At 73.4% G+C, this 16,491-nt stretch carries 15 protein-coding genes; 3 read left to right on the forward strand and 12 right to left on the reverse strand.

All coding sequences use genetic code 11. The features are described from left to right. Positions 1–29: 29 nt before the first annotated feature. The 5 genes from chvE to ACFYE3_RS17780 all read right to left on the reverse strand — a co-directional run bounded on the left by chvE (position 30) and on the right by ACFYE3_RS17780 (position 6,392). Positions 30–1,136 (reverse strand): multiple monosaccharide ABC transporter substrate-binding protein, encoded by a 1,107-nt coding sequence (gene chvE / locus ACFYE3_RS17760; RefSeq protein WP_387611405.1) that lies wholly within the window; start codon positions 1,134–1,136, stop codon positions 30–32. A 112-nt stretch (positions 1,137–1,248) separates the two neighbouring features. Then, entirely contained in the window at positions 1,249–2,763 is a 1,515-nt protein-coding gene (araA, locus tag ACFYE3_RS17765; RefSeq protein ID WP_387611407.1) for an L-arabinose isomerase, read from the reverse strand. Continuing rightward, positions 2,738–3,490, reverse strand: a complete 753-nt coding sequence (locus ACFYE3_RS17770) for an L-ribulose-5-phosphate 4-epimerase (protein WP_387611409.1) — start codon at positions 3,488–3,490, stop codon at positions 2,738–2,740. The genes araA and ACFYE3_RS17770 overlap by 26 nt, the downstream gene beginning before the upstream one ends. After that, the gene (gene araB, locus ACFYE3_RS17775) at positions 3,487–5,175 is read right to left on the reverse strand and encodes a ribulokinase (protein WP_387611412.1); all 1,689 of its coding nucleotides are present in this window, start codon (positions 5,173–5,175) and stop codon (positions 3,487–3,489) included. Before araB ends, ACFYE3_RS17770 begins: the two co-directional genes overlap by 4 nt. Before the next feature lie 167 nt (positions 5,176–5,342). Beyond that, a complete protein-coding gene (locus ACFYE3_RS17780) occupies positions 5,343–6,392 on the reverse strand; it encodes a LacI family DNA-binding transcriptional regulator (protein ID WP_387611415.1) in 1,050 nt (349 codons plus the stop codon). Between the two features lie 191 nt (positions 6,393–6,583). On the opposite strand from ACFYE3_RS17780, the gene ACFYE3_RS17785 reads away from it, so the two are divergent. Further along, positions 6,584–7,567, forward strand: a complete 984-nt coding sequence (locus ACFYE3_RS17785) for an aldo/keto reductase (RefSeq protein ID WP_387611417.1) — start codon at positions 6,584–6,586, stop codon at positions 7,565–7,567. A 147-nt stretch (positions 7,568–7,714) separates the two neighbouring features. On the opposite strand, the gene ACFYE3_RS17790 is transcribed toward ACFYE3_RS17785, so the two are convergent. Next, entirely contained in the window at positions 7,715–8,491 is a 777-nt protein-coding gene (locus tag ACFYE3_RS17790; RefSeq protein ID WP_387611420.1) for an SDR family NAD(P)-dependent oxidoreductase, read from the reverse strand. 1 nt (position 8,492) lies between these two features. Beyond that, positions 8,493–9,299: a FadR/GntR family transcriptional regulator gene (locus ACFYE3_RS17795; RefSeq protein ID WP_387611423.1), complete on the reverse strand. Its 807-nt coding sequence runs from the start codon at positions 9,297–9,299 to the stop codon at positions 8,493–8,495. A 187-nt stretch (positions 9,300–9,486) separates the two neighbouring features. On the opposite strand from ACFYE3_RS17795, the gene ACFYE3_RS17800 reads away from it, so the two are divergent. Together ACFYE3_RS17800 and ACFYE3_RS17805 are read left to right on the forward strand one after the other, a co-directional pair. Beyond that, the gene (locus ACFYE3_RS17800) at positions 9,487–10,992 is read left to right on the forward strand and encodes a GntP family permease (RefSeq protein WP_387611426.1); all 1,506 of its coding nucleotides are present in this window, start codon (positions 9,487–9,489) and stop codon (positions 10,990–10,992) included. A gap of 99 nt (positions 10,993–11,091) precedes the next feature. Continuing rightward, on the forward strand, positions 11,092–12,297 hold the full coding sequence (locus ACFYE3_RS17805) for an MFS transporter (RefSeq protein WP_387611429.1): 1,206 nt from the start codon (positions 11,092–11,094) through the stop codon (positions 12,295–12,297). Positions 12,298–12,397: 100 nt separating this feature from the next. Here ACFYE3_RS17805 and ACFYE3_RS17810 read toward each other — a convergent pair whose 3' ends face one another. From ACFYE3_RS17810 to ACFYE3_RS17830, 5 genes are all read right to left on the reverse strand, one after another. Beyond that, positions 12,398–12,970 carry a hypothetical protein gene (locus tag ACFYE3_RS17810; protein ID WP_387611432.1) on the reverse strand — a complete coding sequence of 191 codons (573 nt, stop codon included), beginning with the start codon at positions 12,968–12,970 and terminating at the stop codon, positions 12,398–12,400. Positions 12,971–13,159: 189 nt separating this feature from the next. Further along, on the reverse strand, positions 13,160–13,843 hold the full coding sequence (locus tag ACFYE3_RS17815; RefSeq protein ID WP_387611434.1) for a class F sortase: 684 nt from the start codon (positions 13,841–13,843) through the stop codon (positions 13,160–13,162). A gap of 22 nt (positions 13,844–13,865) precedes the next feature. Beyond that, positions 13,866–14,369, reverse strand: a complete 504-nt coding sequence (locus tag ACFYE3_RS17820; protein ID WP_387611437.1) for a hypothetical protein — start codon at positions 14,367–14,369, stop codon at positions 13,866–13,868. A gap of 176 nt (positions 14,370–14,545) precedes the next feature. Beyond that, positions 14,546–15,346 (reverse strand): glucosamine-6-phosphate deaminase, encoded by an 801-nt coding sequence (nagB, locus tag ACFYE3_RS17825; protein ID WP_387611439.1) that lies wholly within the window; start codon positions 15,344–15,346, stop codon positions 14,546–14,548. 68 nt (positions 15,347–15,414) lie between these two features. Next, positions 15,415–16,326, reverse strand: a complete 912-nt coding sequence (locus ACFYE3_RS17830; RefSeq protein WP_387611442.1) for a phosphotransferase — start codon at positions 16,324–16,326, stop codon at positions 15,415–15,417. Positions 16,327–16,491 lie beyond the last annotated feature (165 nt).

Consider the following 16,491-nt stretch of genomic DNA (forward strand, 5'->3'; position numbering starts at 1 on the left):
GCGGCGTCGGGCCGCCCGGCCGCTCGCGGTCACTCGAGCTCGGACGCCTCGTAGTAGCCGCTGTCCACGAGGGCCTCCTGGTAGTTGTCCTTCGTGACGATCTGCGACTCGAGGAGGTAGGCGGGGACCACCTTCACGCCGTTGTCGTAGGTCTCCTCGTCGTTGACCTCGGGCTCCTCGCCCTTCATCAGGGAGTCCACCATGAGCACCGCGCGCTCGCCGAGCTCGCGGACGTCCTTGAAGATGGTGGAGTACTGCTCGTCGTTGACGATGGACTTCACGGAGCCGACCTCGGCGTCCTGGCCGGTCACCACGGGCAGCTCGTCCTGGGAGTAGCCGCCGGAGCGCAGCGCGGAGATGATGCCGATCGAGAGGCCGTCGTAGGGGGAGAGCACGCCGTCGAGCTGGTCGCCGCCGCCCACCGTGATGAGGTCCTCCATCCGGTCCTGGGCGGTGTCCGGCAGCCAGCGCAGGATGGCGGCCTGCTCGAACTCCGTCTGGCCGCTGGGGACGTTGAGCGTGCCGTCGTCCAGGTACGGCTTCAGCGTGTCCATCGCACCGTTCCAGAAGAAGGTCGCGTTGTTGTCGTCGGGGCTGCCGGCGAAGAGCTCCACGTTGAACGGGCCCTTCTCGCCGGTCGGCTCGCCGTTCTCGTCGAGGACCCCGAGCCCGGTGAGCAGCGACGTGCCCTGCTGGACGCCGACCTCGTAGTTGTCGAAGGTCGTGTAGTAGTCCACGGTGTCCGACTCGTTGATGAGGCGGTCGTAGGCGATCACGGGGATCTCCTGGGTCTCGGCCGTGTCGAGCACGCTGGTCAGCGTGGTGCCGTCGATCGAGGCGACCACCAGGGCCTTGGCCCCGCCGTTGATCATGTTCTCGATCTGCGAGATCTGCGTGGGGATGTCGTCGTTGGCGTACTGGAGGTCCACCTCGTAGCCGAGCTCCTCGAGCTGGGCCTTGACGTTCTCGCCGTCGGCGATCCAGCGCTCGGACTGCTGCGTGGGCATGGCCACGCCGATCCGGGCGCCCTCGTTCGAGCTCTCCTCGGCGCCGGCGCCGCGGTTGCCGCCGCAGGCCGTGAGGCCCAGGGCGAGGGTCAGGGCGGTCACCCCGGTGAGGGTCTTCTTCAGTGTCATGGTCGTGCCTTTCGTCGGTCCGGGCCGCACTGCCCGGTGGTCGTGGTGGTCGTGAGCGGTCGTGGTGTCCGTGAGCGGTCGCAGTGGTCGTGCGGAGTCGTGGTGCCCGCGGTCAGAGCTTCTGGGCGAGCCGGTGGTACGCCGCGTTCCACCGCACCTCGCGCTGGAACTCCCGCAGGGTGGTGGAGTCGTCGATGACGAGCAGCTCGGTGCGGGTCATGTCGGCGAAGTCCTGGATCACCTCGGCGCCCACCGCGGTGGTGAGGACCGTGTGGTGGGCGGCGCCGGCGGTGAGCCAGGCCGCGGCCGAGGTCGCGAGGTCGGGGTGCGGCCGCCAGACGGCCCGGGCCACCGGCAGGTGCGGGAGCGGGGCGTCCGGGGGCACGACGTCCACGGTGTTGGCGGTGAGCCGGAAGCGGTCCCGCAGGTCGGACATCGCCACGACCACGCCGGGGCCGGCGTCGGTGTCGAACACGAGGCGCACGGGGTCCTCCCGCCCGCCGATGCCCAGGGGGTGCACCTCGAGGGAGGGCCGCGCCGTGGTGAGGCTCGGGCAGATCTCCAGCATGTGGGCCCCGAGGATCTTCTCCTCCCCCGGCACCAGGTGGTACGTGTAGTCCTCCATGAGGGATGCGCCCCCGGGCAGCCCGGCGCCCATCACCTTGGCGGCCCGCACCAGCAGGGCCGTCTTCCAGTCGCCCTCCGCCCCGAACCCGTAGCCGCGGGCCATGAGCCGCTGCACGGCGAGGCCCGGCAGCTGGCGCAGCCCGCCGAGGTCCTCGAAGTTCGTGGTGAAGGCCCCGAAGCCGCCCTCCTCCAGGAACTGGAGCATCCCGAGCTCCTGCCGGGCCCCGCAGCGCAGGGACTCGTGGCGCTCGCCGCCGCGGCGCAGCTCGGGGGCCACGTCGTAGAGCTCCTCGTACTCGGCGACGAGCTCGTCCACGCGGTCCTCGGACTGGGCGTCCACCACGACCACGAGGTCGTTGACGCCCCAGGTGTTCACGGAGACCCCGAACTGCAGCTCGGCCTCCGTCTTGTCGCCCTCGGTCACGGCGACGTTGCGCATGTTGTCGCCGAACCGGGCCACCTTGAGCCCCTGCACCGCAGCCCGGCCGGCGCACGCGCGCTGCCAGGACGCGATCTGCGCGGTGACGCCGGGGGTCGAGACGTGGCCCACCACGGTCTTGCGCGGGACGTCGAGCCGGGTCTGGATGTAGCCGAACTCGCGGTCGCCGTGGGCGGCCTGGTTGAGGTTCATGAAGTCGAAGTCGATCTCGCCCCAGGGCAGCGCGACGTTGATCTGGGTGTGCAGGTGGAGCAGCGGCTTGCGCAGCGCGTCCAGGCCGGTGATCCACATCTTGGCCGGGCTGAAGGTGTGCATCCAGGCGATCGCGCCGATCACGCCGTCCGCGGCGTTGAGCTCGAGGGCGGTGCGGCGGATCGAGTCCGCGTCCTTCAGCGTGGGCTTCCAGACCACCTCGACGGGCAGCCCGGCCTCGCCGAGCATGCGGACGATCTCGCGGGACTGCTCGGCCACCTGGCGCAGCGTGTCCTCGCCGTAGAGGTCCTGGCTGCCGGTGAGGAACCAGACCTCGTAGTGGTCAAGGGCGGTGGGCAGAGGATTCACGGGAGGGCGCTCCTGGGGTGGTTGGGACGGCGGCGGGCTGCTGGCCGTAGACGTTCTGGTAGCGGTCGAACAGGGAGTCGACGTGGGCCGGCTCGATGGGCAGCGGCTCGCCCAGCTGGCGGGAGAGGTGCACGGTGCGGGCCACGTCCTCGAGCATGGCCGCGGCCTTGACGGCGTCCCGGGCGTCCTTGCCGACGGTGAAGGGCCCGTGGTTGAGCATGAGGACCGCGCGCGAGCGGTGGCCGGAGAGGGTCTCCACGATGCCGCGCCCGATCGAGTCGTCGCCGATGATCGCGAAGGGCCCCACGGGGATCTCCCCGCCGAACTCGTCCGCCATGGCGGTCAGGACGCAGGGGATGGACTCGCCGCGGGCCGCCCAGGCGGTGGCGTAGGGCGAGTGGGTGTGGACCACTCCCCCGACCTCCGGCAGGTGCCGGTAGACGTAGGCGTGGGCGGCGGTGTCGCTGGACGGCGTGCGCTCCGCGCCGGGGGTCCCGGGCACCGGCCGGCCGTCCAGGTCGCACAGGATCTGGTTCTCCGGGGCGAGGTCGTCGTAGCTGACGCCGCTGGGCTTGATCACAAAGAGGTCCGTGCCGGGGACCCGTCCGGACACGTTGCCCGCCGTCCAGACCACCAGCCCGTAGCGGACCAGCTCGGCGTGCAGGTCCGCGACCTCGCGCCGCACGCGGGCGACGCGTTCCTCGAGCTCGGGCGTCAGGGCGTTCATGCGGAGATCTCCTGGGTGGAGCGGGCGGTGCGCCGGAGCGCCTTGAGCCGGCGCATGACGTCGCTGCCGCCGCGGCCGAAGTGGTCGTGCAGCGCGGTGTAGTCCTCGTACAGGACGGAGTAGGCCTCGGTGTGCGCGGGGTTCGGGGTGTAGGCGTTGCGCTCGAGCCGGCCCATCGCCGCGGCCGCCGCCCGGACGTCCGGGTAGGCGCCGGCGGCCACGGCCGCGTGGATGGCGGAGCCCAGGGCCGGGCCCTGGTCGCTGCCGATCACCGAGATCGGCATGCCGAGCACATCGGCGTAGATCTGCATGAGGAACGAGTTCTTGATCAGCCCGCCGGCCGCCACGAACTCCGTGACGGGGATCCCGGCGGCGGCGAAGGCCTCGACGATCGTGCGGGTCCCGAAGGCGGTGGCCTCCAAGAGGGCCCGGTACACCTCGTGCGGGCGGGTGGCCAGGGTGAGGCCCACGAGCAGTCCGGAGAGCTCGTGGTCCACGAGCACGGACCGGTTGCCGGACTGCCAGTCCAGGGCCAGGAGCCCGTGGGCGCCCACCGGTTCGCGGCTCGCCTGCTCGGTGAGCAGCTCGTGCACGCTCAGTCCGCGCGCGGCGGCCTCCTCCTGGAGCTGTCCCGGCACGAAGTGGGCCGTGAACCAGCCGAAGATGTCGCCCACCCCGGACTGCCCGGCCTCGTAGCCGTAGAACCCGTCGATGATGCCGCCGTCCACCACGCCGCACATCCCCGGGACCTCGCGCAGGGTGTCGGAGCTCATGACGTGACAGGTGGAGGTGCCCATGATCGCCACCATCTGCCCCGGTGCGGTGGCCCGGGCGGCGGGAGCGCTCACGTGCGCGTCGACGTTGCCCACCGCCACGGCGATGCCGGCGGGCAGGCCCGTCCACTCCGCGGCCTGCGCGCTGAGCGTGCCCGCAGCGGCGCCGAGGGCCCCGATCGGGTGGTCGACCTTGTCCTGCGCGAACCCGGCGAACTCGGGGTTCAGGGAGCCCAGGAACTCGCGGTCGGGGTACTCGCCGTCCTGCAGGATGCCCTTGTACCCGGCGGAGCACGCGTTGCGCACGTAGGTGCCCGTCAGCTGCCACACGATCCAGTCGGCGGCCTCCACCCAGTGGTCCATGAGGTGGTAGAGCTCGGGGTCCTCCTCGAGCAGCTGCAGGCCCTTGGCGAACTCCCACTCGCTGGAGATGAGGCCGCCGTAGCGGGCCAGCCACCGCTCCCCGCGCCGGGCCGCGAGCTCGTTGATGCGGTCGGCCTGGCCCTGCGCGGCGTGGTGGCGCCACAGCTTCACGTAGGCGTGCGGACGTCCTGCCAGACCGGGCAGCTCGTTGAGGGGCGTGCCGTCGGCCCGGACGGGGACCATGGTGCACGCGGTGAAGTCGGTGCCCACGCCCACCACGGCGCGGGGGTCCACGCCGGCGGCGCGGACGGCGGCGGGCACCGCCTGCCGCAGGACGTCCACGTAGTCCGCGGGCACCTGGAGCGCCCACTCCGGCGGCAGGGGCTCCCCCGTGGCGGCGAGCACGGTGTCCATCACGGCGTGCCGGTACTCGTGCACCGCGGAGCCCATCTCGGCGCCGTCGTGCACCCGCACGACGACGGCCCGCCCCGACAGGGTGCCGTAGTCGACGCCGATGACGTACGTGGGATCTGGGCTGGGCTGGCTCACGGAGGACCTCGTTGTCGTTCGAGCCGCACGCTCCGGGAGGGGGGCCACCGGCCGTGCCCTCTCGGAATGTGAACGGTCACATCTGATGTTCGGGCCAACCTACCCCAGCGCGGAACCACGTGTCCCACATCACTCGATAACGGTTTGGTAACGGCTGTGCCCGACGCCTACCGGCCCCCGCCGGATGTGATCGCGGGCGCGGCCGTGGAGCCGCGCACCACGAGCACGGGCTCCACGTCCCCCGGCCGGACCGGCTGCTCCCCCCGCAGCTCGGCGAGCAGCACCGCCATGCACCGCCGGCCCAGCTCGGGAAAGTCCTGGCGCACCGTGGTCAGCGGCGGCAGGAAGTGCGCGGCCTCCGGGACGTCGTCGAAGCCCACCACGCTCACGTCCCCCGGCACGTCCAGGCCGGCCTCGACGAAGGCGTGGACGAGGCCCAGCGCGATGTGGTCGTTGCCGGAGAAGACCGCGCTGAACCCCCTCCCCCCGCGCAGTCCGAGCCCCGCGCGGTAGCCGGATTCCGCCGTCCACGCACCCGCGGGGACCACCACGGGCTCGAACCCCCAGGCGGTCATCTCCTCGCGGTAGCCCTGCCGGCGGGCGTCCGTCTCGACCCAGCCCTCGGGACCGGGGACGTGGACCACGCGCTGGTGCCCCAGCTCCAGCAGGTGACGGGTGGCCGACCGGGCACCGGCCAGCTGGTCGACCGACATCCGGTGGTCCTCGCTGTGCAGGGAGTGCACGGTGACGAACGGGATCCGGATGGACAGCTGCTCGATCACCTCCAGCGTGCGCGACTGCGGCGCGAGGATCACCAGCCCCTCCACCGCGTGGGCGACCATCCGGTCCAGGGCGGACTCGATGGAGGCGCGGTCCGCGTGGTCGATGTGGGCGGTGTCCACCACGTAGCCGGCCTCGTCGGCAGCCGTTTCGACCGCCCGGAGGCTCGCCGACGGGCCGTACTCGGCGCCCGAGGAGACGAGGGCGCCGATGGTCCTGGACTCGCTCGTGACCAGGGCGCGAGCCGCCCGGTTGGGCCGGAAGCGCAGCTCCTCCATGGCCTGCAGCACCCGCTGACGGGTCGAGTCGCGCAGCGCGGGGTGCCCGTTGATCACCCGGGAGACGGTCTGGTGGGAGACCCCGGCCGCACGGGCCACGTCCCGGATGTTGGGGGCGCGCGGAGGCCGTGCGGAGTTCGCACCACCCTCGACGGTCATGGCCAGAACGGTACTGCACGGCACCGGACGGACCCAGTGGAGCAGGCCCGCGCAAGCACCGGGCCCTCCCCGGTGCTTGCGCGGCGGACATGTCGCACCGCATGGTGGTCCCCGGCGCTCCCGCATCCGCGGGCCGCCGTCCCCCGGGCTCCCGGGAGACCCTCCACCGATCGCGGAACGGGATTCTACGCATGGAACAACGCACACTCGGCAGGACCGGACGGAAGGTCTCCACCGTGGGCCTGGGCACGTGGCAGCTGGGCGCGGACTGGGGGGACGTCGACCCGGCCGAGGCCACCGCCGTGCTGGAGGCCGCCGTGGAGTCGGGGGTGACGTTCTTCGACACCGCCGACGTCTACGGCGACGGCCGCAGCGAGCAGACCATCGGCGCGTTCCTGCGCGAGCGCCCCGACCTGGACATCACCGTGGCCACGAAGATGGGCCGCCGTGTGGACCAGGTCCCGGAGAACTACACGCTCGCGAACTTCCGGCAGTGGGTGGACCGCTCGCGCCGGAACCTGGGCACCGACACCCTCGACCTGGTCCAGCTGCACTGCCCGCCCACGCCGGTCTACAGCGACCAGGAGGTCTACGACGCCCTGGACACCCTGGTCGAGGAGGGCGCCGTCCGCCACTACGGCGTCAGCGTGGAGCGCACCGACGAGGCGCTCGCGGCCATCGCCCGCGGCAGCACCGCCACCGTCCAGATCATCCTCAACGCCTTCCGGCTCAAGCCGCTGGACGCCGTGCTGCCGGCGGCGGAGGAGGCCGGGGTGGGGATCATCGCCCGGGTCCCGCTGGCCTCGGGGCTGCTGTCCGGGAAGTACACGGCGGACACCCGGTTCGCGGAGAACGACCACCGCAACTACAACCGCAGCGGCGACGCCTTCGACGTCGGGGAGACGTTCTCCGGCGTGGACTTCCAGCGGGGCCTCGAGGCCGTCCGCGAGTTCGCCGGGCTCCTCCCGGACGGGGTGACCACGGCGCAGGCCGCGATCGCGTGGATCATCGCCCAGGACGGCGTCAGCACCGTGATCCCCGGGGCCCGCAGCGTGGAGCAGGTCCGCGGCAACGCATCGGCGGCGGACGCCGGGGACCTGGGCCGTGAGATCGACGCCGGCGTCCGCAGGATCTACGACACCTTCTTCCGGGAGGAGATCCACCCCCGCTGGTGAGCCCGTCCGGGCCCGCCGCGGCAGCGCCGGGACGGGCCGCCACGACGCCGGGGGCCGGTGCCGAGCGGGCACCGGCCCCCGGCGTCGTGGCGTGCGTCGACCGGGACGGCCCCCGGGCCGGCCGCGGCGACCGGGAATGCAGTGCGACTAGGAGATCTGCAGGCCCCCGTTGATGTCATATGTCGCTGCAGTGATGAATCCGGCGTCCTCCCCGACGAGGAACGCGAGCAGGGCGGCCATGTCCCGCACGGTGCCCACGCGGCCGACGATGATGTCCTGGGACATGTCCGCCTTGCGCTCGTCGCTCAGCGTGCCACCCATGATGTCGGTGTCCACCGGACCGGGGGCGATGCAGTTCACGGTGATCCCGTGCTCGCCCATCTCGCGCGCCACGGCCCGGGTGAAGCCGATGATCGCGGCCTTGGACGCACTGTAGGCGACCTTGGAGTAGGTCCCGCCGCCGCGCTGGGCGGAGATCGAGGAGACGCTGACCACACGGCCGACCTTGCGCTCGATCATCCCGGCCAGCACGCGCTGGGTCATCATGAACGTGCCGGTCATGTTGATGGCGAAGACCCGGTCCCAGGCCTCCCGGGTCTCCTGCATGAACTCCGTGGGCGAGCTGATGCCCGCGAGGTTGACGAGGGCCACGACCGGCGGGAGCTCCGCCTCGACCCGCGCCACGGACTCGTTCACGGAGTCCTGGTCGGACACGTCCGTGCGCAGCCCGAGGGCCTGCACCCCGTGCCGGCCGGCGATGTCCTGCGCGGCCGCGGCGGCGGCGTCGCCGTCGATGTCGAGGACGGCGACGTTCCAGCCCTGGCCGGCGAGGAGGTCGGCGGTGGCGCGGCCGATGCCGCGCTCGGAGGCGGCGCCGGTGAGCACGGCGGTGCGCTCGGCGGGGAAGGCGGTGGTCTCGGTCATGTCAGTCATCTCCTGTGCTGCGGGAAGCGGGTCCGGGGCTCTCGGGGGCGGGTCCGGGCGCCGGGTCGGGTGCCCGGCCCGGCGCGGGAGCGGGGTCGCCGGGCGCGGCCCCGCGGCCGATGTAGTGCTCGTAGTCGGTGTAGGTCTGGTCGATGTGGGCCTCCATGGCCTTGCGCGCGGTCTCGGGGTCCCGGGTGCCGATGGCCTCCAGGACCCGGCGGTGGTGCTCGATGGCGTGCCGCTGGACCTCGGGGAAGGCGGAGGTCGCCCGGCGTTCCACGTAGAGCAGCTGCGAGAGCTGGGCCAGCAGGACGGGGACGAAGGGATTGCCGGAGGCCCGGAGCACGGCGTCGTGGAAGGCCATGTCGGCGCGGGTGACCTCGTCCAGGTCCTGCGCCTCGTGCGCGCGCTCGAGGTCCCGGACCGAGTCCTCCATCGCGACGAGGTCCTGCGGGGTGACGTGCACGGCGGCCAGCTCCGCGGAGCCGGTCTCCACCATGCGCCGCACCTCCAGCAGCCGCAGCGCCACCTGGTGCGAGGTCGTGCCCCGGGCGGCCGCCTTGAGGATCGCCTCGAGACCGGTCCACGCGTCGGGCGGGTTCACGTAGGTCCCGAGCCCGCGCCGCACGTAGACGATGTTCTGCGCCTGGAGGGCCTTGAGGGCCTCTCGGACGGTGAGTCGGCTGACGTCGGCCTCCCGGGCGATCTCGGCCTCGGGAGGCAGGGCTTCGTGCGGGCCCACCTCGCCCTCGAGGATGCGTTCGAGCAGGTCCTCGGCGACGGCCTCGACCAGCGACTTCCTAGCCATCGGCGCGCCGTTCCACGGTGGTCCTCACGCGGGCGACGGGGCGCACGTCGGGGTCAGGGGCCACGGCGATCACCTGCCTCTTGTCAGACGTCATATGTGTGACTAGCCTCACATGCAGCGCCGATCTCGTCAATTCCCGCGTCCGGGCAGCAGCCGGACCTCCCACGTCCCCGAGGAGCCGATCACCGTGGATCTGCAACTACTCCTGGCACTCGTGCTGGGCATCGCCACCATCATCGTCCTGGTGCTCCGCACGCGCCTGGACGCCTTCGTGGCGCTGCTCATCGCCGCCCTCGTCACCGGTGTGGTCGCGGGCCAGCCGGTGCTCGACATCGTCTCGGCCATCACCACCGGCTTCGGCAACACGCTGGCCTCGATCGGCATCGTGATCGGCCTCGGCGTGGGCATCGGCAAGATCCTCGAGGTGTCGGGGGCCGCCAACGCGCTCGCGCTCGCCTTCCTCCGCGTCTTCGGCCACGGCCGCGAGCCGTGGGCGATGGGCAGCGTGGGCGCCCTGGTCTCCATCCCGGTGTTCTGCGACTCCGGCTACGTGATCATGAACCCGCTCGCCCGGTCCATCGCCCGGGTGAAGCAGGCCGGCTACGTGACCCTGGCTCTGGCGCTGGGCTGCGGCATGACGCTCACCCACCACCTCGTGCCGCCCACCCCGGGCCCCCTGGCCGTGGCCGGCATCCTCGGCGCGGACCTGGGGGCCATCATCCTCGCGGGCCTGGCCTTCACCGTGCTGCTGCTGCCCATCGTGGTCATCTACGCGCGCTGGATCGGCCCCCAGCTCGAGCCCAAGGTCGAGGAGCACGTGCGCGAGGCCGTCTACGGCACCGTCGCCACGGCAGGCGTCGGGGGCGGCGGGGCCCACACCCCGAGCACGGCCCTCGACGACGGCCCCCGGGACGGTCTCGACGACGAGGCGCGGGAGGGTCCCACCGCGGACCCCGCCTTCGACCTCGGCGAGCCGCCGGCCGGCGCCAAGCCGCACAGGGTGGGTGCGTTCGTCGGGTCCCTGCCGCTGCTCATCCCGCTGCTGCTGATCATCCTCAACACCGTCACGGGCGCGATCGACCAGAACGCCCAGGGCGTCATCGGCGGCGACGACTACGAGCCCTCCTCCTGGGTGGTCCCGTTCGCCTTCATCGGCAACCCGGTGGTCGCCCTGATCATCGGCATGGTGCTGGCCCTCTACGTGCTCCTGCCCCGCTGGACGCCCCGCAACAAGGCGCACGGCTGGTTCGCCGAGGCCGCGGCCTCGGCCGGTCTGATCCTGCTCATCACCGGTGCCGGCGGCGCCCTGGGCCAGGTGCTCCGCAGCTCGGGGGTGGGCGATGCCCTGGCCGAGGCCATCGCCTCCACCCCGCTGCCCGCGTTCCTCGTGCCGTTCCTGATCGCCACGCTCGTGCGCATCGCCCAGGGCTCCGGGACGGTCGCCATGATCACGGCGGCCTCCGTTTCGGCGCCGCTGGTGACCACGCTGGGCATCGACCCCGTCGTCGCCGCTGTGGCGTGCACCGCCGGCTCGATGTGCTTCAGCTACTTCAACGACTCCTACTTCTGGGTGGTCACCCGTTTCACGGGCCTGCAGGGCACCGACGCGCTGCGCGGCTGGTCCGGCATCACCACCGCGGTCTGGGCGGGGTCCATCCCGCTGCTGTTCATCCTGAACCTCATCCTCGGCTGATCATCTCCGGGAGGCGGGAGACGGGGCGGCGTGCCGGGGCGCGCCGCCCCGTCTACGCTGTCCGGAGATCCTCCGTCCTGCCTCCTGAAAGGGTGCGCCGTGCTCACCAACGCGTCATCGGCCACGGGCCGGCGGGCCCGCCTGGGCTTCGGCTTCCTCGGCGTGGTGCTGATCGCGGTCAACCTGCGCGTGGGGTTCGTGACCGTCGGCCCGCTGCTCGAGGAGATCAGCCGCGACCTCGGCATCTCCGCGGGCCAGGCCGGGCTGCTGACCGGGCTGCCGCTGGCCATGTTCGCCCTGTTCTCCCCCGTGGCCCCGGCGGTGGCCGCCCGGACGGGCCTGGACCGGGCCCTGTGGCTGTCGCTGCTGCTGCTCACGGCCGGGATCGTCGGCCGCTCCGCGCCGGTCGAGGGCGCCGTGTGGGTGGGCACCGCGGTGGTCGGCATCGGCATCGCGTTCCTCAACGTGCTGCTGCCCTCGCTGGTGAAGCGGGAGTTCCCGCTGCGCGTGAGCCAGGTGACCGGCGTGTACACGTCAATCCAGGGCGCGGTGGCCGCGGCCGGCTCCGCCCTGGTGGTCCCGATCGCCCACGCCGGTCCGGCCGGGTGGCGCCTCGCCCTGGCCGTGTGGGCGGTGCCGGCCGTCGTGGCGCTGGTGGTGCTCTCCCCCGGGCTGCGGTCGGGGAGCTCCGGGTCGGCGGCCCCGGAGGAGGAGCCCGGCCCCTACCGGTCCCCGTGGCGGTCGGCGCTGGGCTGGCAGGTCACTCTGTTCATGGGCCTGCAGTCGGTGGCGTTCTACGTGCTCATGGCGTGGCTGCCGAGCATCGAGCGCAGCCACGGCGTCTCGGCGACCGCCGCGGGCACGCACATGGCGCTGTTCCTGCTGATCGGGATGGGCGCCAGCCTGGGCACTGGGGCGCTCATGCACCGGCTCGGCGACCAGCGGCCCGTGGCCTTCGCGGGCAGCGCCCTGGCCCTGACCACCTTCGCGGGGCTGGCCGCCGCGCCGGAGCTGACGCTGCTGTGGATCGTGCTCGGGTCGATCGGCTGCGGCAGCCTCATCGTCGTCGCGCTGTCCCTGTTCAGCCTCCGGTCCACCGACCACCGCCAGGCGGCGGCCCTGTCGGGGATGGCCCAGTCCGTGGGCTACGCACTGGCCGCGATCGCCCCCGCCGTCTTCGGCGCCCTCTACGACGCCGGCGGGCGGTGGGAGCCGCCGCTGCTGCTCATGGCGGGTCTCATGGTGGTGCTGTGCGTCGTCGCCCTCTTCGCCGGACGCGACCGCGTCATCGGGCCGGACGACTGAGCGGACCGGTCCGCCCGCCACGGCGCAGCGCCGCCCGGCCTCGGCGGCCGGGCGGCGCTGCGGTGGGGACTGCCGGGCGCCCGGAGGGCGCCGGGGCGGATCAGGCCGTGCGGCGCGGGGCGAACCAGTGCTTGACCGGGGCCTTGAACGCGGTCACGAGCCACAGGACGTTCACCACGACCAGCAGCAGCCCGAGGATCAGCAGGACGATCCCGAGCCCGCCGTAGGCCATGGCCCCCAGGAGGCCGATCAGCGTCCCGACCACGCTGAGGATGGACAGGACGATGCCCAGGACGCGGGCCCAGTTCTTGCCCTTCTTCAGGAACACGTAGACCAGGGCGTACAGGCCCAGGGCGATCACCAGCATCACGATGCCGGTGACCGTGGCGACACCCGCGGTCTGGTCGGCCACCGCGATCTGGTCGGCGGACAGGCCCATCTCCCGGTACATCGCGGTGGTGTCCGCGGTGGTCGAGACGATCAGCCCCACGATGTCGTTGAGCAGGTAGACGGCCGCCGAGACGAGGGTGAGGGTCAGGAGCCGCTTGACCTCCGGGGGCTCGGCACCGGGATGTCCGCCACCGTGACCGGCGCCGTACTGGTCACCGGTGGCCTGGTACTGCGGCGGGCCGCCGCGGGCGCCCTCGGGCTGCTGGGGATACGGGTTGCTCATGGGGATCTCCTTCGGTCGAACGGGAACGGGACGGTGGAACGCCCTCCCATCCTCCCCCGTGGTGTGCGATCGCACCTCCGCCTGCAGGACGAGGCGTGTCCCCGCCCTGCGTCCGCGGGACGGCACGTGCCGGCGACGCCGGCGCCCGCGGTCGCCGACAGATGCGACCTCGCGGAAGGAAGCAGGGGTTCAGGCGGCGAGCGTCGCGTAGACCACGTAGTTGTCGTCGAACAGGCCGGTGGCGGGGTCGTAGCCGTCGCACGTGATCAGGCGCAGCTCCGCTCCGGCGGTGTTGCCGTAGACGGCGCGCGTGGGGAAGGCGTCCTTGGCGTACTGCTCCCCGCGGTCGACGACGAACACCGCCGTGCTGCCGTCCTGCCGCGCGATCTCCACGGTGTCGCCGGGGGCGAGGCCGCGCAGCCCCGCGAAGACGCCGGGCCCGCCGCCGGTGGCGTTGACGTGGCCGAGCAGGACGGCCGGTCCCCGCTCCCCCGGTGTGGGCGAGGACGTGTACCAGGAGGCCGGGGCCCCGGGGTGGGTGGGCGGCACCTCCAGGGACCCGTCCGGGCGCAGGCCCAGGTGCAGCAGCTCTGACTCGGCCCCCACCGCGGGGATCCGCACGGACACGGGCGCGGACGCCGTGAGCACCGGCGGCAGCGCCTCCGGCGCCGGGGCGGCGGTCGGCCCGGGGGCCGGCGTGGCGGGCGCGGCCGCCGGAGAGGGCGCCGCCGTCGTCGGCGAGGCGGACGCCGCCGACGACGACGAGGCCGCGGGCTGCGCGGGGGACTCGCCCGCGCAGCCGCTGAGCAGCAGGAGGACGACCGCCGCAGGGACCAGGCGGCCCCTGCGACGGTCGGCGGTCGGATCCGTCACGGGGATCGGCTCCTCCGAGCGGCTACGCCCGGCCGGTGCCGCGCCGGCGCACGGCCACCGCGGCGGCCGCCGCGACCAGGGCCAGGCCGCCGGCGAGGACGGGACCGCCGGATCCGCTGTCCGCGGCGGCACCGGTGTCGGCGCCGCCCACGGGCACCTCGTCGACCTGGGTGTACGGGTCCACCCCGGGCACCTCGCCGGGCTGGGCGTCCGGCCCGGGGCCGGCGCCGGGGACCCAGTCGACGACGGTGTGGGTGTACCCCCCCGATTCGTTCTCCACCGGGATGCGGGTGGGGTCGTAGGCCCACTCGGCGCTCTCGCACACGACGCCGTCGCCGTCGTCGTCGACGAGGCTCGAGCTGTGGCTGACCGATCCCACGGGGATGTTGTGGACGCCGTACCCGGCCGCCGTGGCGCAGTCGGTGAAGACCATCGGATCACCCGGTGCGGCCGCCGCGGGTGCCGCGGTCAGGGCCACGAGCCCGATCGCCGCCGCCGTCGCCACGCCCGCTGCACTGTTCTTCATGGTGTTCCCTCGCTTCTGGGAGTGCTGATGTGCAAGCGCATCGTAGGCAGTTCACAACTGCAACGTCACGGGTCGGACCGTGATGCTGTCCTCCGCGCGGCGCGGCGGGCCCGGTGTCCGGCGGAGATCCGGCATCTCCGCTCCGACCGGGTGCATCGCGATGCATGCTGTGCGTTTCATGACGCGGGCGCGGAACCGTCCGGTCCCCGCCCATCCCCCTGGTCCGGGACAGGGCTGTGGCCCTCCCCGAGCGTCAGCCCGCTCGCGGCGGCCTCGTCGAGCACCAGCGTGGCCCAGGGATGGAACTGCAGCACCGACGCCGGGCACCGGGCGGCCACCGGACCCTCCACGGCCGCGGCGACGGCCGCAGCCTTCCGCTCCCCCTGCGCGACCAGGAGCACCTGGCGTGCCTCGAGGATCGTGCCCAGCCCCTGGGTGAGGCAGTGGGTGGGGACGTCGTCGGGCCGGTCGAAGAAGCGGGCGTTGTCGGCGCGCGTCTGCGCGGACAGGGCCGCGACGCGGGTGCGGGAGGACAGCGACGAGATCGGTTCGTTGAAGCCGATGTGGCCGTTCCTGCCGATCCCGAGGATCTGGAGGTCGATGCCGCCGGCCGCGGCGATCGCCCGCTCGTACTCCTCGGCGGCCCCGCCCAGATCGGCGCGGGCGGCGTCGGGCACCCGGACCTGCTCCGGGGCCAGACCGAAGGGCCGGACGACCTCCCGGTCCAGGTAGGCGGCGTAGCTGCGCGGGTCCTCGGGTGCGAGACCGACGTACTCGTCGAGGGCGAAGCACGTGAGGTGCGCGAGGTCGAGCGAGCCCTCGGCCCGGCGCCGGGCCAGCTCCCGGTAGATCCCGACCGGCGACGACCCGGTGGCCACCCCCAGCACGGTGGCCGGCTTCTCGGCGATCCGGCCGGCGACGACGTCGGCCGCGTGCGTGGCGACGTCCGCGGCGGTCGGCACGATGACGATGTCCATGAGCTGCCCCTCCCCGTGCGCTGGGAGGCCCATTGTCCTCGGACCGGTGGTGGGTGATCCAGCGGGGTTCAGGAGCCCGGGTCCAGCTGGGCCGCCGCGTGCCGGACCACCGCACCGAAGTCCGGGCCGGTTCCGGGGTTCGCCACCAGCGCCGCGACGTACAGGGCGGCCCAGGCGGCGGCGCGGCGCCACACGTCGTCGTCGTACCGGCCGGCCGTGCCGACGACGGCGCGGAAGCGGGAGCGCTGGTCCGCGTCGAAGGCCAGCCACGCGCCGGCGAGGTCGGACGCGGGATCCCCGGCGCAGACGTCCCCGAAGTCGATGAGACCGGCCAGCCGGCCGTCCCGGTGCACGAGGTTCCACGGGTGCGGATCGCCGTGCAGCCAGACCGGCGGCCGCGACCAGGGGGCGGCGCGCAGACCGTCGTCGACGACGCCGCGGAGCCGCCCGGTCCGCCGCGCGCCGAGCACCGCGGCCGCGGCCGGCCAGGACGGGGGCGCCGTGCGGAGCCGCGCGTCGAGGGCAACACCCCGGTGGGGGTTGTGGGGGGCGTCCTCCGGCGCCGGCCGGTGCACCGCGGTCAGGGCCAGCGCCAGGTCCTCCGCGAGCCGCCCGCGACCGGCGAGCGGCAGGGTCGCGACGGCCTCGCCCTCGACCCACCGGACCACCGCCCAGGGCCACGGGTATCCCGCGCCGGGCCGGCCGCGGAACACCGGCCAGGGCACGGCGACCCCCAGCGCGGCCAGCGGCGCGCCGGCCACGGCCGTCCACCGCGCCTCGTGGAGGAGGCACGGGACGGCGGCGCGGCGCACCGGCAGGCGCACCGCGTGGGCGGGACCGAGCCGGAAGAGCGCGTTGTCCCAGCCCTGCGCCACCGGCGTCGGCGGCCGGTCCAGGAGCTCGCGGAGCTCCTGCGGCAGCTGCTCCTCCAGCAGGCGGCGCACCTGGGCCGCCGTCGGCTGCACCTCGACCCCGGGCATCGTCGGCCCTCCCTCCGGCTCGGCAGAAAAAGACATCGCCACCCGGCCGGAGCCGGGTGGCGATGTCAGGTCGACGCCGGGGCGTTCAGCCCCCCGCCGGTGATCTCACGAGGAGATCAGAGCGTTCTCACGCAAGCACGGTGATGTTCGCGGCCTGGGGGCCCT

Source organism: Kocuria arenosa, from assembly GCF_042879215.1.
Taxonomy (GTDB): domain Bacteria; phylum Actinomycetota; class Actinomycetes; order Actinomycetales; family Micrococcaceae; genus Kocuria; species Kocuria arenosa.

Bases quoted from the DNA above. Each gene is read 5' to 3' on its own strand.
- chvE (WP_387611405.1), bottom strand. From the start codon at position 1,136: ATGACACTGAAGAAGACCCTCACCGGGGTGACCGCCCTGACCCTCGCC.
- ACFYE3_RS17770 (WP_387611409.1), bottom strand. From the start codon at position 3,490: ATGAACGCCCTGACGCCCGAGCTCGAGGAACGCGTCGCCCGCGTGCGG.
- ACFYE3_RS17780 (WP_387611415.1), bottom strand. From the start codon at position 6,392: ATGACCGTCGAGGGTGGTGCGAACTCCGCACGGCCTCCGCGCGCCCCC.
- ACFYE3_RS17785 (WP_387611417.1), top strand. From the start codon at position 6,584: ATGGAACAACGCACACTCGGCAGGACCGGACGGAAGGTCTCCACCGTG.
- ACFYE3_RS17790 (WP_387611420.1), bottom strand. From the start codon at position 8,491: ATGACCGAGACCACCGCCTTCCCCGCCGAGCGCACCGCCGTGCTCACC.
- ACFYE3_RS17795 (WP_387611423.1), bottom strand. From the start codon at position 9,299: ATGGCTAGGAAGTCGCTGGTCGAGGCCGTCGCCGAGGACCTGCTCGAA.
- ACFYE3_RS17810 (WP_387611432.1), bottom strand. From the start codon at position 12,970: ATGAGCAACCCGTATCCCCAGCAGCCCGAGGGCGCCCGCGGCGGCCCG.
- ACFYE3_RS17820 (WP_387611437.1), bottom strand. From the start codon at position 14,369: ATGAAGAACAGTGCAGCGGGCGTGGCGACGGCGGCGGCGATCGGGCTC.
- nagB (WP_387611439.1), bottom strand. From the start codon at position 15,346: ATGGACATCGTCATCGTGCCGACCGCCGCGGACGTCGCCACGCACGCG.
- ACFYE3_RS17830 (WP_387611442.1), bottom strand. From the start codon at position 16,326: ATGCCCGGGGTCGAGGTGCAGCCGACGGCGGCCCAGGTGCGCCGCCTG.